The sequence below is a fragment of the Brucella sp. GW823-FHT04E01 genome (assembly GCF_058796175.1).
The window spans coordinates 594,512-610,149 of record NZ_JBXAIK010000002.1 but is presented as its reverse complement, the minus strand read 5'-3'; the positions used below and the strand labels follow the sequence as shown (position 1 = coordinate 610,149).

The window sequence follows — 15,638 nt, the reverse complement described above, 5'->3', positions numbered from 1 at the left end:
GTCACCGATTATAGAGAATAATCGGCTGTTGCGATGTAACGCCGTCCTTTGACTGGAGCTTTCGCACCGCCGGATGTGAGTGGTATAACCACCTCATTGGGACTGTCGCGCATGTCTTCCACAGCAGCGTCGACGTGCAATGTGTAGCCAGCATCAAAAAACGCGTCGGCCAAATCAACTGTGATTTCAAGCGTACGACCCGCACCGACACTCGCGCCGGTGATACCGTTGATCTCGCTCGTATTACCACCCGTTGCACGATACCATCCGGACAGGTGTTCGTAATATTTGGATTTGCCGCCAGCCATCCAAAGGCTACCGGCATATTTACCCTCAGCATCCATGATGTAATAAGCAAGATACGCGCCGTCACCGCCATAACTGTTCAGCGTCGTTGTCAGTGTTACGGGCCGGGCCATTGCGATATCCGGAAGCGTAAGCGCCGTGGTCATTGCCAATGCTGCAAGAAGTGCTTTCATGCCAGTCTGCCTCTTTCAAAGAAACGGCACACGGACCTCGATCGATCCGCGCTTATGCCCGCTACTCTCGCAAGAAGAGCTGAACACCACCTGACACCGATGCGGTTTCTCCTTCAGCGCTTTGTAAGAAATGAACCGCTCCAAACCGCGATAAACGAAAACGGCGGACCTGCCAGCAGGTCCGCCGCGTCAAGCATTTACAGTAAATCCGCCAGCTATCGGTGCAGCGACATACGCTTAAGTGTACCGTCGCGAAGAATGAACTGGTGCCATATCGCTATCAGCGCATGAAGGCCGGCCAGATAAAGAATAATGGTGCCGGCATTCTCATGAAATTCGGCGATCAATCCGGGGGAGCCTTGCATTGGGGCCGTAATGGCCGGCACGGAAAGACCGAAGAAGGATATCGTTACTCCCATCCGCGAGGCGGCATACCAGCCGCTGAGCGGCAAGGCGATCAGTAGCAAATAGAGGATTGCATGGCCCGCCTTTGCCGCAAGGGCAAGTGTGCCTTGCGCCGGAGATTCTGACGGCGCTGCACCGGAAAGCCGCAAAAAGAGACGAGGTAACACAAGCACGAGTACGGCAAGCCCTAGAGAAAAATGCAAGAAAGGCGGATTCTCCGCCAGACTGCGTCCACCCACCGACGTGAACCATGCTCCGAGGATCAACGCGGCGGTGAGCCAGTGAATCACAACCATGCTTTTTGAATAACGATCAGGACTGCGAGGCATAACAAGTCTTTCCTTGGATGAAGGCGCTCTCAATGGTAAGCGCGATGGCTTATTTCACGACGACATTTGGCAGTGAGTTTTTCTCGAGCAAGGGGCTGGAGGGCGTGTCCGGCACAGCGCCTGACCGCTGTTCTTCGTCATGTCTTGATTTGCGGTGGCGGTCATCGTCGTGATCGTATTCGCGATCCTTGTGTTTCATTTTGACTATAGCAAGCGTAGCCGGATCAACTTTAGCCCTGAAAGCAATTCCGGTTTTGTCGGAGCCACGGACCTCATAACAGCCGTCATCGATTTTGATCCGCGCCACGGTCCAGCCGCGAGAAGTAGCCATGGCGTGAACCGCGTCCCTGGATTGCCACTTGTCCATCGATACATGGCAGTCATCATCGGCTCGCGCCACGCCGCTTCCTGCTGCGATCATTAAAAAGGAGATTGCCGCAAGGTAATTTACCATCATATCATTGTTCCTGATCAATGCGCTTTGAAGAGAACAATGCCAGCCATTTCTGACGAACAGCTGAAGCTGGCAAGGATATGACGTCAGAGGAATGACAGCTTACGGCTTCAGTTAGAATAAGTTCGCATCTGACCAGACGACACGGGTTCCGGTTTTCTATCGAATAAAAGGTGCTATTGGATGCGCGTCCTGTTGATCGAAGACGATATAATCCTTGGCAAGGCCGTTCGCGACCATATCGCTGTCAACCATTCTGTGGATTGGGTGACCCGCCTCGACGACGCAACCGAGCATGTCGGCTCGGCAGTCTACGACCTAATCCTGTTGGACCTGATGCTTCCCGACGGGCTGGGTATCAATTTTTTGCGCAATCTTCGCGCCAAAGGTAGCGTCACGCCAGTCATTATTCTCACGGCGCTGGATCAGATTTCCGACCGGATCGAAGGTCTTGACGCCGGGGCCGACGATTACCTGATCAAACCGTTCGATCTGGCAGAGCTTTCGTCGCGACTGAACGCTGTTGCACGACGCTATAGCGGCAATCCCAACCCTTTGGTCGAAATGCGCGACCTCCAGATCGATCTGGCCGCCAAGACAGTGAGGCAAGGGGGACGCACCATTGAACTGACCAGCCGCGAATGGGCGCTGCTGGAAACCTTCTTGCAGCGACCCGGCATTGCATTGACCAAGTCGCAACTCGAAGACCGGCTCTATGCCTTCGGGTCGGAAGTTGAGAGCAATACGATTGAGGTCCATGTCAGCCGCCTCCGTAAAAAGCTTGGGCACGGGATCATCGACACGGTTCGCGGCATCGGCTATCGGCTTGGAAACGCGAAATGATACAACCAAAGAGCCTGCAATGGAGGCTTTCGCTCTGGCTCGGACTCGGTGCGACCCTGCTGTGGGTCATTACCACCATTGTGACAGCACAGCTTCTGCGCCACGAACTGAATATGGCCTTTGACAGCGCCCTGGAAGAAACGGCGCAGCGCATTCTGCCAGTCGCAGCGCTTGAGATATTGGGACGCGATGCCGACGACACCGAACAGCGGGTTGCCACCCTGCGCCAGCACGACGAATATTTCACTTATGTGGTCCGTGACGCAGCCGGAACCGTACAGATGCGTTCACATAATGCGGATGTGACCATTTTTCCGCCCTATTCAATAATGGGTTTCAGCAGCACGCCAACTCACAGGCTCTACTCCGACGCCGCAATGCAGGGTAGCCTCACAATTACTGTCGCTGAACCCCTCTCCCACCGACGCGAAACGGCGAAGCACATATTATACACGCTTGCCGTACCTCTCGCCCTAGCCGTCCTCCTTGGCTTGATCGGTGTCTGGCTCATCGTACGTCTTTCCATGGCTCCGGTGCGCAGTTTTCGCGATCAGATCGAGGCACGTGGCAGCGGAGATCTTGATCCGGTCGCCGTCTATGGCCTTCCCTCCGAAATTGACACTGTCGCCAAAGCAGTAAATCGGCTGTTGGAGCGTTTGAAACTGACTCTGGAAGCCGAACGCAGTCTTGCGGCCAAGTCGGCCCACGAGTTGCGTACCCCACTGGCAGCGGCGCTCGCTCAGTCGCAAAGACTGATCATCGAAGCGCCCGATGCCACCACGCGCGAACGTGCGCAGGACATGGAAACAGCGCTGCGCCGCCTCTCCCGCTTGACAGAAAAGCTGATGCAGTTGGCAAGAGCCGAGGGCGGACGGCTCCTTGCCGAAAAGCCAGTAAATGTTGCTGCAATCCTTCGATTGGTTGTAGGCGAGTTCAACGGATCTACCGATGCTGTCGGTCGCATTGAGTTGGCTCTCCCTGATTACCCGGTGCTTAAGAGCATAGATGCGGATGCCTTTGCCATACTGGCGCGAAACCTGATCGAAAACGCACTCAAACACGGCGCACAGAATATGCCGATCAGCGTATTTCTAACCGCCGAAGGTGTTTTACGTGTTATCAATGCCGGCCCCACCGTGCCTCCCGAAACACTGGCTCGGTTGAGCGAGCCGTTCGAGCGCGGCCAGGCTCTGGTGCGGGGTGCGGGGCTTGGTCTTGCCATTGCCAAAACAATTGCAGGTGGAGCAGGCGGTCGGTTAGAGCTATTCTCCCCTGCATTTGGCAAGGAAGACGGCTTTGAAGCAAAATTCATATTTTCCAAATGAACTCCTAGGCCGTGCTTCCCGACATCAGCAGAAATATATCTTTCGCTCAAGCGTGAGGCAGCATTTGAAGCTCGATTGTCCACGTAGAAGTGACTGATATTGAAACTATATTTCGCCCTACCTCTGGGTTAAGCCAACCCACAGCCACCCGTGGGTTGGACGGGACAAAAGAATAAACCGAACCAAGATTGACGACCGTCAGTTTGTCGGACGACGACATCTTCTCCTTAATTTCATAGGCCATGACGCCACCAAGGCCGGCACCGAGCACAACGATGTAGGGACAAGGGCATTTCCTCCTTGCGCGAGACGGCCCAGTTCCGCATTTTTCCATATGTAAGGCTATCGGGCCTTGATTTGGCCCAAATGCAGGAAAGAACAGATAGCCCAGTGCAACTCTGAACGCCAATACAGGCCGACCGCTCTCCGACAAGAATAGGCTTACCGACAGAATGGATTAAGATCGATCAAATTCATTCACCGGGTCTGTGAACTGTGGCATTAGAGCTGGGAAGGCCAGCATTGCTGCCGTGTCACGCCGATTACAGTGCTGTGCCTCAACAGACCGGCATCGACTCAGCTCTGGTTTGTACGTACCCGGAGGCACTTGACCCAGGTCAAGGTAACCCGCTTTCAAGGCAGGTTAGTCTGGCTCATGGATTTCAGTATGTCGCGAGCGTCCATGCTCAAAAAGTGGAGCTGTTTATGGAACCCGTATCCGTCAAGGCGGGCACCCTGCCGTTCCGCTCGCACGCCCTCCCGGTAGCGGCTGTTGCCGACCATTTTGATGTGGACGTGACAGTTGGCCTGACTCAGGAGGAGGCAGACCGGCGGCTTGACCTTTTTGGGTCGAACAAAGTTGCTGCGCGCAAGCCCGTCACCGACTTGGCTCTGATATTGCGGCAGTTTGCCAGTTCCGTTGTGGTCTTGCTCGTGACCGCGATGGTGCTCTCGCTCGTATATGCGGAATGGAAACAGGCCGCGGCAATTGCCGCCGTACTCGTGGTTAATGCGGCCATAGGCTATTGTATGGAGCGACAGGCCTTGCGTTCAATGGAAGCGCTGAGGCAACTCGTGACACGCAACGCGCGCGTGCGAAGGGATGGCCAATCCCGTCAGGTTCCCGCCGACGTGCTTGTACCCGGTGACGTAGTGATTCTCGAAGCCGGCGATGTCGTACCGGCCGATATGCGATGCGCAAGCAGTTCAGCATTAAGCGTTGACGAGTCTGCACTCACCGGTGAATCCCTCCCGGTAGACAAAGGTGTCGATGTCAATCCCGAATTGGCTGTGCTCGCCGATCGGAGCGCCGTGCTGTTCAGAGGCACGCATGTCGTGCGCGGTAGCGGAGTGGCCATTGTTACCGGTACAGGACAGGCCACCGAAATCGGACGTATCGCCGATCTTATCGAGGGGGCCGAGAGTGGCGAATCCCCACTGGAGGGACAACTGGCGCTCCTCTCCCGTCATCTGATCTTGCTCACACTCGTGCTTGCCACCGCAGTGGCTGCGGCCGGTGTCTATTCCGGGAAGCCCATCTTTGTGATGGTGGAAACGGCGATAGCGCTCGCCGTAGCGGCGATCCCAGAAGGTCTGCCTATCGTTGCCACACTGACACTTGCGCGTGGCATGCTGCGAATGGCTGCAAACAACGCAATCGTAGAGAACCTGGCGGCAGTGGAGACGCTTGGTTCCACGACGCTCATTCTTACCGATAAGACGGGTACTCTGACCGAGAACCGGATGGAGGTTGAGAGAGTCATAACCCCTTCGGGCGAGTTCACGATTGATCACTCGCGCGCCATTTTTCTGAAAGACGAGAAACCGATCGATCCCGCCAACGATCAGGGGTTGCTGCGCGCACTACTGATTGGGGTGCTCTGCTCGAACGCAGAATATGAGCGCCATGGCGCTTCTGGCACAGGAGACCCGATGGAAGTGGCACTCCTGCGTGCCGGGGGTTTTGCAGGCCTCCATCGCAGCGAGCAGCTCGACGACTATCCGGAAGTCGCTGAAGAACCCTTCGACACGGCGACAAAGAGAATGGCGACTATACACCGCCACGACGATGGCCACTTGGCAGCCGTCAAAGGTGCGCCGGAAGAAGTGCTGGCGTCAGCTGATCGGATCGGTATCGAGGTGGAGGCACTGGATGACACTACACGGGCAGTATGGTTCGCTCATGCCGAGCGTCTGGCGGCCGATGGCCTGCGTGTGCTCGCGGTCGCCATTGATCCGGTTGCAGAGCTGAACAAACCAGCTGCCCGGGGTCTCTCCTTTCTCGGTCTTGTGGCCTTTCGCGATCCTCCACGGCACGATATCTCGGAAGCTGTGGCTGCCTTGCGCAGTGCCGGTATCCGCGTCGTGATGGCGACCGGCGATCATCCCGGCACAGCGCTCAGCATCGCCCGTGCTGTCGGCATTTCAGGACCCGATGCAGTTGTGACAATCGGGACAGAACTGCCTCAGCTTGAGGAAACATCGGAAGTCGGAGGTGATAAAAAAGTCAACTGCAACGTCTTTGCGCGCGTGACTCCAGAGCAGAAACTCAATCTGATCGACCGGTTTCAGCGCCAAGGCCGGGTGGTCGCCATGATCGGCGATGGTGTTAACGATGCGCCAGCGCTAGCCAAAGCCAATATCGGCGTCGCCATGGGCCGCAGAGGTACCGACGTGGCGCGCGAAGCGGCCGACATGGTGCTGCTCGATGATGCTTTCAGCACCATTGTCCACGCGGTTCGCGAGGGGCGGATCATTTTCGACAACATTCGTCGCTTCTCGATCTACCTGCTCTCCTGCAATCTCGCTGAGGTGCTGGTGATCGTGCTTGCCATATTTGCCGGCCTGCCGTTGCCAATGACGCCGCTACAGATATTATTCCTCAATCTGCTGACCGATGTCTTCCCGGCCTTCGCGCTCGCCACAGGTAAAGGAGAAGGGGACGTCCTGGCCCGTCCGCCACGTCCACCGAAAGAGCCGATGCTTTCGGCCGCACAGTGGCGTAGGGTCGTTGGCTATGGTCTGGCGATTGCGGTAAGCACATTAATCGCGCTGATCGTCGCGACCAAGGGCTTCAGTTTTGAGGCGCAGGAGGCGACGACGATCTCCTTCCTCACTATCGCGTTTGCCCAGCTCTGGCACGTCTTTAACATGCACCACAGCCACAGTGGTCCATGGCGGAATGCAGTGGTACGAAACCGCCTCGTCTGGTTTGCGCTCCTGCTTTGTCTCAGCCTCATACTCGGGGCCGTTGTGTTGCCTGTCTTCGCTGCTGCTCTGCAAATTGTGCCCATTGGTTCCAAAGGATGGGCGTTAGCGATCGGATGCAGTATGCTGCCGCTGCTCGCGGGACAGATCTGGCTGACCAGTGAGCGCATTTGGACGGATCACAAGTTATTGAAGCATAGCGACACAAGCTCTCGCAGATCAATGAAAGAATAGTTAGGCCCGCGCCGACGGCCAGATGTTCCACGGATATCAGCCTGCGGCATACCGCACAGCAATGTTTCCGGCCGTGATCAATCGAGACGCAGATTGCTTTTCGCGAGTTTCGCTTTTGCAGTCCGCATCACCTATACCGCGCGTTTCGTTGAAGAGGTAAATCCGAACTGCGTCTCCCACTTAGATTGCTTTTATCCATGAGTAACCACCTCAGGCTCGCAATCAGTGTTCAATGAGAAAGCAGAACTGGAAGTCTGACCTGAGTGAATATCCCCCTCGTCGCGCCACCAAGAATGAAGTCGCGTATACGGGAATGACCGAAGCCTCCCATCGCCAGAATCTGTGCCCCTTCGGTCAAGGCAGCGTCCTGCAATGCCTCGTCAATGGATCTTTCGCCCAGTGTAATTGTGATAGGCTTGGCGCGGATCCCCCTATTTTCCAGCGAGGAAGCCAGAGTTCCAGCGAGATTTGACCCATTCAGTGGCTTTTCGTCCTGAACCGTCAGTACTGAGACGCGGCCGCCATCAGCTAGCAGTGCCAGAGCATCGCCGAGCGCACGTGCAGCGACCCGTCCTCCGTCCCAGGCTATCGCGATATGTTTAAGGGCAGCAGCGCGGGCGGACGGCGGAACCAGGATGGTCGGTCGACCTGAACCGAACACGACAGCCTGGGCCATATCTTGAGCAACCATTGTTTCCCCTGACCAAGGAAGCAACGCAACGTCGAAATATCGTGCTTGTCCGGCAGCTGCGTCCAGCACACCGCCGAGCACAGCTGTTCTAGTCGTACAGTAAACATCAAGCCTCTCTCCCGCATGCTCTTGAACCAGGGCATGCAGACGATGGCATTCGGCTTTGCTCTTCTGCTCGACCGCACGGGCCAGACCCGGGACGTCGACAAAAAAGTCGCCCAACCCCGAGGACATATAAGGAATATCGACCGCGAACGTCGTGACGTGGAGTGTGCCTCCAAGCACAGCTGCGTAACTCGTAGCCGCCAGCACCGCCCCGTCCGCAACTACCTCGGGATAGGTGGCTATAGGCATATAGGCATTACGCGTGTACATCATTAGAACCTCGACTTTTGTCAATTGCTCGGATCACCCAGGCGCCATGGTCGCTCCACGACCGAAAAAACCTCGCATTTCATCTTTGCACAAAAGTCTTGAATCAGACTTGATCCCAGTCAATCCCTAACAGATGAAATTGATTATAGTATACCGTACATTACGGTTGGGGCTGACCGGCGCGATACCATTGCGCGCGAGAGTGCATGCATGAAACGGATCAGGTCCGGATTCCTTGGCTTATAGCTGACCCCACACTTCCGCCAGCGATGAGGCACTAAGGACAAAAGACATACAGAGATAAATGATAACCCGGAATTTGATTTCGCGAAGTAGACGAGCCTATGATTTGATGTATAGCATGGACTGTGGCTCTGACCTTGCCCGAAATTTTATGAAGTTTTGAGTTTGCTCCATACCGCGGCTGGATCTGCCCTTTTTAGAAAGCGGACGCTCTCAGGTTAGAGCATCTGGTTCAGGATCTCGCGTGGAGCTGTCGGCTGCACACTGGTGCACGGAACACTGTTCCACTGCAGTAACTTCGAGGAGGAATACGGCGTCATTCAAGATGAAGCTTGAACCAGATAGGTAGGCCGCTAAATAGGCTTTTCCAGCACATTATTGCGCCCAAAGCGGCGCTCGACGACAGTGAGGACAAGTCTTCCACGTCTTCGCTCTTGAACTAATACATGGCGGCGGGTCAAGCGATTCGGTCTTGATCTACGTCAAAGTCATTTTTCTCAGTTTTGTTAAGTTCATCATTGCCTCGCAAAGTCACCGAGTACCTATGGCGGGGTAGGTCGAGGCGTCTGCTTTCCAGTGCGGAGCCTCGACCGCATTGAAGCAGCCTTGCTTTCAATCACCGAAAACTGCGCAAAAAAATCACGGTAAAATTTTGATCCACATCAAAGCCATTCACGCGGACTCTGCTAACATTTCCTCGTTCCGTAGTACGAAACCGAATGGCGCCATCGGACGGGACAGGTCGAGGCGTCGGCACCGTGGTGTAACACCTCGACCACCTTTGATAATAATAAGTTATGAGTTAGCGAAATATATTCGTTGATGGAGATGATAAACCAAGGTTACTCATGCCAAAACGAAGTAAGGTACCGGAATACATTTCTCCAAGCTTAGTTCTGCGACAACCGGAGTATTCGACTCTTTCAAGAATTTGGCATGGAAAAAGAAAAGCTCTGTTGGAAGTGTGCTCTGTCGGACTGGTGGTATGTTTTCATGCGGTTCAATACGATGCAGATGACTTGGAAAGGCGATCACAAACCGGAATGGAGTTAATTCTAAGTTAACGCTCTCTTCATGACAGAGAAAATTGGAAGGCCTGTATCTTCCTCATAATGATACAGCAGGTCACCTTCCAGAGTGGATCCGATTAACCCTTCATTGAGGGAGCTTATCGTTGGTAACTTTGAAGTTTTTGGGTGGAGTGGGGACAGTTACCGGTTCAAAATTCCTGCTCACATTCGACCACAACAACCTCCTTGTTGACTGCGGGCTCTTCCAAGGGGTGAAAAATCTTCGCGAGCTTAACTGGGCCAGCCTTCCCCTTCCCGCAGACGCGATAGATGCGGTGGTTCTTACGCATGCGCATCTGGATCATAGTGGGTATCTGCCCAAGCTCGTTCATGACGGATTTCGAGGCAAAATCTATTCGACACCTGCTACCCGGGACGTTGCAGAGTTAATATTAAAAGATAGCGCTCATCTCCAGGAAAAAGATGCCGAGCTTCTTAATCGACATTCACTTTCAAAACACAAGCCCGCTCTTCCCCTTTATACCGTGCAAGACGCGGTCAGGGCATTACAACACTTTTCCAGGGTTGAGTTTAATCAAACTGCTCTGCTTAACCACGGTGCGCGAGTTCATTTTCGCTATGCGGGCCATATCCTCGGCGCAGCAAACGTGCAGATTGACTGGGGCGGCAAGAAGATAGTTTTTTCGGGAGATATCGGTCGATATAATGATCCAATAATGCGAGACCCGGAGACTCCTCCGGATGCTGATTACGTAATTATCGAATCCACTTACGGTGATCGTCGTCATCCCGAAACTGATGCTACTGATGCGCTGGGGGATGTAGCAGAACGAACATTGAAACGTGGGGGTACATTAATTATACCAGCTTTTGCTGTAGGGCGGGCCCAAGAAATACTCTACCATCTATGGAAATTGAAAGAAAGCGGACGACTTGCCGGTATACCGATCTATCTTGACAGCCCCATGGCCATCGATGCGACAGAGTTGATGAGCGCCCATATTTCCGATCATCGGTTGTCCCCGCAGGCTTGCCGCAGAGCTTTTAGCATCGCACGCTATACCAACGATGTCGACAGTTCGAAAGCTATTACAGCCAGTTCTCTTCCAAAAATTGTTATCTCCGCATCTGGAATGGCTACGGGAGGACGAGTTCTTCATCATTTGAAATCTTTCGGGCCCGACCCCAGAAATACGATTTTACTCGCAGGCTTCCAGGCAGCGGGAACGCGGGGACGGTCACTAAGAGACGGCAGCAGAGAATTGAAGATTTACGGCTCCTGGATCCCGATCAATGCTGAGGTTGTTTCTTTGGAAATGCTATCGGCGCACGCGGATGCAACTGAGTTGATACGGTGGCTATCTGGTTTTAAAAGAGCGCCAAAAGGAATATTTATCGTACATGGGGAACCTGAAGCATCTGACGCCTTGCGGGTCGGGATCGAACGACAACTCGGCTGGACAAGCCTTGTTCCGCGTCAGGACCAAAAGTTCATGCTATAAACGTAACAACTTCAACTTGTGCTCCGGCGCCCTGGAATGGATACAATTGTCCTCTTCGAACGTCTCGGTCTTGCTATAGCGATTGGTGCAATCGTCGGCGTGGAACGCCATTGGCGCGACCGCGACGAAAAGCCAGGGCAAAGAACGGCTGGCCTAAGGACATTTACCCTATGTGGCATGCTCGGCGGACTATCCGGTGCAATTGAGTTATATCTAAATAGTCCTGGAAGACATACCGGACTGGTCATCGCGGGCTTTTTTGGCATTTTTTCAGCAGTACTCGCGCTTTTTGAGATGAGAGAGGCCATATCCCTTCGTCGTTATAGTGTGACATCTACAGTCGTCGGTATGACGACATTTGCACTTGGTGTATTGGCTGTGATTGGTAGCCAGCCGTTCGCTGTCGCCGGCGGCGTCACTTTGGTCGCACTGCTTGCAAGCCGACATGCTCTACATACGTTCATGCGGACTTTAACATGGGAAGAGTTACGATCGGGAATTATCTTTCTTGCCATGATATTTGTGATCTTGCCGATCATTCCCGGCCAAAGACTGAAGTATTTCGGCGGATTATCTCTTTCCGATATCTGGACATTGGTGGTGTTGTTAACCGGAATATCTTTTACAGGATACTTGGCACTCAGAATATTTGGTGAGAAGCTGGGGCAAATATTGGCCGGCGGCTTGGGTGGGGTGATTTCATCGACCGCCGTCACGCTGACAAATTCCCGCCGCAGCAAACAGTTGTCGTCCTGCCATGATCTTGTGGCCGGAGCACTTGCGGCCAATAGCATATCATTACTGAAAACCTTGATAATGACCGGATTTCTTTCGTTTCCGTCAGCTATACGGCTGGCGCCGGTTCTAGTCACCGCGGCATTGATTCTGGCTACTGGATCCCTTTTCATTGCAAGAAGTACCCACAATGAACCCAAATTTCCGACTGCGCGCAGTCCCTTTCAACTAAATGAAATATTCAGATTGGCGCTGCTTATAACCGCCGTCACCCTCGCAGCCCGCGTTGCATCTGTATGGCTCGGTCACACCGGTCTTATAAGTGTTGCCGCACTATCAGGATTAGCTGACACAGACGCTGTTATTGTGAGCTTAGCAGCGCTACCCAGACAACTGGAACCTGATCTGGCCGCACTGGTTGTTGGCGTTGCAGTACTAACAAATACGGTTGCCAAATGTGGTTTCAGCGTTGTACTGGGATCAAGAAGGTTCAGCCAGTATTTCTCACTTTTCAGCTTAACTGCGCTGTTCGTTGGAATTTTCATATACTTCATCTTGTCGTGACAGCGCATCACCCCCGTAACCACTTCAACAGGTTAAGGGGGTGATGGATTAATTGCATTCAACTCTTTTGAAGCCTCTTGCTGACGAGCAATAAAGTGGCGTCATCAGGATATGGTTCAACCGAAAACCCCTGCTCCCGCTCCAGTTCGATCGCTTCATGGTTTTCTCGGCTTTCGATTGCTTCCAGTAACTTCACACCCTGGGCTTCAGCATAACGTGCAATATGTCTTAGAAGCTCCCAGGCAACTCCTTTGCCTTTAAAATCAGCTCGAACAGAGATTGCCACCTCGCCGCGCTCAAACCGGGGATCGCATGCCAGCATGGCTGTTGCAATGACGTTGTTATTGTCGGGGAGAACTGCCAGAAAATTTTCTTTCTGCTTGTGGTCTATGTCTATCATTGACAACATTCGTTGATGGCTGATTTCTTTCGCACCGCTCAGGAAGCGAAAGCTCAGGTCCTCCGCTGAGACCTTGGAGAAGAATTGCTTGAGAGCCTGCTCATCCGTCACGTTTACCCTCCGTACATGAAAGATAAGGCCGCTTCTCGTTCCCAGCATACAATCCCAGCTATCCTTTGCAGTGTTACCCGGTTCAAGTGCATTGTCAGAAATAGACTTGGGTATGGCCGCAGCGCTGGTCTCAATGATTACTTTAATTGCCCTGGTTTTCGCGGCTTGTTGAAATGTATCATACGCATCAATGACATCATCGAGCTTGAACCGATGCGTAATTAGTTTTTTGGGGTCAATTTTACCCGACTGCACGGTACGCATGAGCATCGGAGTAGTAAACGTATCAACCAGACGTGTTGTAATCGATATGTTGTGCGACCACAGTTTTTCCAGATGTAAGTCGACCGCGGTCCCGTGAACACCGATGTTGGCAATCCTCCCGCCAGGTGCGATGATTTCCTCACACAATTCGAAAGTTGCAGGAACTCCTACAGCCTCAATTGCGGTGTCAACGCCCGTTGAACCAGCGATCTCAAATACCTCTTGAATTGCTGCTTTCCCGGTCGCATTGATGGTATCGGTAGCACCGAATCTCAAAGCCACATCGAGACGCGACTGATCAAGATCAATCACAATGATCCTGGCAGGGGAATAAAACTGGGCTGTGAGCAACGCCGCTAGGCCGATGGGACCAGCCCCAACTATTGCAATCGTACTTCCCGGTGCCACATTTCCATTAAGAACGCCGCATTCGAACCCGGTTGGAAGAATATCACTGAGCATCACCAGAGCTTCTTCGTCAGCGCCTTCTGGTATCGGGTAAAGACTCGTATCCGCGTGAGGTATTCGCACAAACTCGGCTTGAGTTCCATCAATCGTATTGCCAAGTATCCAACCACCGGTCGTACAGTGCGAATACATACCCCTTCGACAATATTCACATTTCCCGCATGAAGAAATACATGAAATAAGTACATGGTCACCTTTTTTGAATTGGGTGACACCAACGCCCACCTCCTCAATAATCCCGACTCCCTCGTGACCGAGTATTCGGCCCGGCGTACAACTCGGCACATCTCCTTTAAGGATATGGAGGTCGGTGCCACAGATGGTCGTGCGAGTGATCTTCACTAAGGCATCGGTTGAATCCTTAATAACCGGGATGGCTTTATTTTGCAGCGATTTTTTACCAGGACCTTCGAAAACAAGAGCTTTCATCGTAATTTCTCTCAGCTGTCAGATGTCAAGAGTTTACCCGTTTTAACCAAACTGTCCTTGACGCAGATCAACTCCGGCCTCCTGACGGTTTTCACGATTGCACGTCTGAATTGAACGCAGAGAACGCCAATCCTCGCACTGGCGTACCAACTCAGCGCATTGGGGATCACTCTGCTGCGAAACACAGCCCGGAGTTTGATCATGACCGTGACAAATTTATCCGCAAGGTCGGCAGATATGGCTGAGGCGCCCGCCAAAGGCAAATTGCGTCTAGGGGCTCTATCTGCCCTTGTAATCGGGTCCATAGTGGGACCGGGCGTATTCAACCTTCCGCGAAATATGGCCGCCGGCGAAGGTCCGCTCGCCATTATCGCCGGGTGGGGGATTACTGCTGTTGGAATGCTAGCTCTTGTCATTGTCTATCGAAAATTGCAACCGAAGTAGTTTTTGTCAAAACGTCGGCAAAAACGCTGCAATCGGGAGGCTTGAAGATGCTTCGGACATCATCAGCGGGCGTGCCGGAACATTAGTCCATCCCGCAAAAAGCGCCGGGTCGTAACTCCTTTTCGATAAGCCAATATTCAATTGACCCACGTCAATGTAGCCGTTTTCCAGCGCGCTATACTGACCGCCTGAAGCTTCAATCGAAGGAATTAACCGATGAGCTACAAGTCCATTCTGGTATCTCTGGATGTCGACGCACCAATATACAATGTCATTAGAACTGCAATCCACATTGCAGGCTGCCATGAAGCCAAACTGATCGGTCTTTGCGCCGCAGATGTTGCACTTCCTTTGGTCGGGACGGAAGATCCATCGCTTGCCATAGAAGTCTGGCAAGAAACACGCGACAACTTATCCATGCGAAGGTTCGTTCAGGTGCGAAAAGAGTTCGATCGATTGAGTGCCGGTTTTCTCAGAACCGAGTGGAGACAAGGACTGGTGGCGGCCACATCGGCTATTGTCGATGCTGCTCGGGTAGCCGATCTTGTTATCATGGCGGCATCAGATACCGCGTTCCCTGTTGACAATTACCGTCATGCAGATTCGGCCGGCGTCGTATTGAGATCTGGTCGTCCCCTACTTATTCTGGGCAGAACGCTCGAAGAAATACATTTCAAGAAGATCCTGATCGCGTGGAAAGATACAAGGGAAGCGCGTCGAGCGGTAGCAGATGCTGTTCCCCTCTTACGCGAAGCAAATGAAGTTATTGTCGTAGCCGCAACTTCAGATATCCAACAAGAATTGCATGAGAGCACTAATGATATCAAAGATTTTCTGGTAGGCCATGGTGTTGTCGCCAGAACCGAGTTCATCAAAACCGACGACGAAGTGGCTTCTTTGTTACGATTCATCGATGAAAGTCGGGCGGATCTAGTTGTAGCGGGAGCTTACGGACATAGCCGTTTGCGTGAGTGGGCGTTCGGGGGGGTCACACGCTCCCTTCTAAAGCAACAAGAACTTAACCTGCTTATTTCCAGTTAAGTAATATTCGTGACCATGGTGAGCATCGAATGTCACCACGGAGGACGCTAATGCATTCGTCTTC

General features: G+C 53.1%; 11 protein-coding genes and 1 pseudogene. 6 read left to right on the top strand and 6 right to left on the bottom strand.

Features of this window, described 5'->3' with window-relative positions; all coding sequences use genetic code 11:
• Positions 1-8 precede the first annotated feature (8 nt).
• The 3 genes from AC1RHM_RS08260 to AC1RHM_RS08250 form a co-directional block, all read right to left on the bottom strand.
• Positions 9-479: a DUF2271 domain-containing protein gene (locus AC1RHM_RS08260; protein ID WP_151576649.1), complete on the bottom strand. Its 471-nt coding sequence runs from the start codon at positions 477-479 to the stop codon at positions 9-11.
• 215 nt (positions 480-694) lie between these two features.
• Positions 695-1,213, bottom strand: a complete 519-nt coding sequence (locus AC1RHM_RS08255) for a cytochrome b (RefSeq protein ID WP_151895767.1) — start codon at positions 1,211-1,213, stop codon at positions 695-697.
• Between the two features lie 49 nt (positions 1,214-1,262).
• Positions 1,263-1,670, bottom strand: a complete 408-nt coding sequence (locus tag AC1RHM_RS08250; RefSeq protein WP_241084532.1) for a PepSY domain-containing protein — start codon at positions 1,668-1,670, stop codon at positions 1,263-1,265.
• Positions 1,671-1,850: 180 nt separating this feature from the next.
• Between AC1RHM_RS08250 and AC1RHM_RS08245 the strand changes: the two genes are divergently transcribed.
• The 3 genes from AC1RHM_RS08245 (at position 1,851) to AC1RHM_RS08235 (ending at position 7,276) form a co-directional block, all read left to right on the top strand.
• Positions 1,851-2,510 (top strand): response regulator transcription factor, encoded by a 660-nt coding sequence (locus tag AC1RHM_RS08245; RefSeq protein WP_036586921.1) that lies wholly within the window; start codon positions 1,851-1,853, stop codon positions 2,508-2,510.
• Positions 2,507-3,835 carry a sensor histidine kinase gene (locus tag AC1RHM_RS08240; protein ID WP_151895766.1) on the top strand — a complete coding sequence of 443 codons (1,329 nt, stop codon included), beginning with the start codon at positions 2,507-2,509 and terminating at the stop codon, positions 3,833-3,835. Before AC1RHM_RS08245 ends, AC1RHM_RS08240 begins: the two co-directional genes overlap by 4 nt.
• Positions 3,836-4,540: 705 nt before the next feature.
• Entirely contained in the window at positions 4,541-7,276 is a 2,736-nt protein-coding gene (locus AC1RHM_RS08235; protein ID WP_492332507.1) for a cation-translocating P-type ATPase, read from the top strand.
• A gap of 229 nt (positions 7,277-7,505) precedes the next feature.
• Here AC1RHM_RS08235 and AC1RHM_RS08230 read toward each other — a convergent pair whose 3' ends face one another.
• A complete protein-coding gene (locus AC1RHM_RS08230) occupies positions 7,506-8,342 on the bottom strand; it encodes a universal stress protein (RefSeq protein ID WP_246683446.1) in 837 nt (278 codons plus the stop codon).
• A gap of 1,417 nt (positions 8,343-9,759) precedes the next feature.
• On the opposite strand from AC1RHM_RS08230, the gene AC1RHM_RS08225 reads away from it, so the two are divergent.
• Together AC1RHM_RS08225 and AC1RHM_RS08220 are read left to right on the top strand one after the other, a co-directional pair.
• Entirely contained in the window at positions 9,760-11,118 is a 1,359-nt protein-coding gene (locus tag AC1RHM_RS08225; RefSeq protein ID WP_151895765.1) for an MBL fold metallo-hydrolase RNA specificity domain-containing protein, read from the top strand.
• Positions 11,119-11,154: 36 nt separating this feature from the next.
• Positions 11,155-12,417 carry an MgtC/SapB family protein gene (locus AC1RHM_RS08220; protein ID WP_151895764.1) on the top strand — a complete coding sequence of 421 codons (1,263 nt, stop codon included), beginning with the start codon at positions 11,155-11,157 and terminating at the stop codon, positions 12,415-12,417.
• 58 nt (positions 12,418-12,475) lie between these two features.
• On the opposite strand, the gene AC1RHM_RS08215 is transcribed toward AC1RHM_RS08220, so the two are convergent.
• On the bottom strand, positions 12,476-12,817 hold the full coding sequence (locus AC1RHM_RS08215; protein WP_235822948.1) for a GNAT family N-acetyltransferase: 342 nt from the start codon (positions 12,815-12,817) through the stop codon (positions 12,476-12,478).
• A gap of 240 nt (positions 12,818-13,057) precedes the next feature.
• Positions 13,058-14,089 (bottom strand): annotated as a pseudogene (locus AC1RHM_RS08210) (zinc-dependent alcohol dehydrogenase family protein); the annotation flags it as partial.
• 660 nt (positions 14,090-14,749) lie between these two features.
• On the opposite strand from AC1RHM_RS08210, the gene AC1RHM_RS08205 reads away from it, so the two are divergent.
• Entirely contained in the window at positions 14,750-15,574 is an 825-nt protein-coding gene (locus tag AC1RHM_RS08205; protein ID WP_151612577.1) for a universal stress protein, read from the top strand.
• Positions 15,575-15,638: the final 64 nt, after the last annotated feature.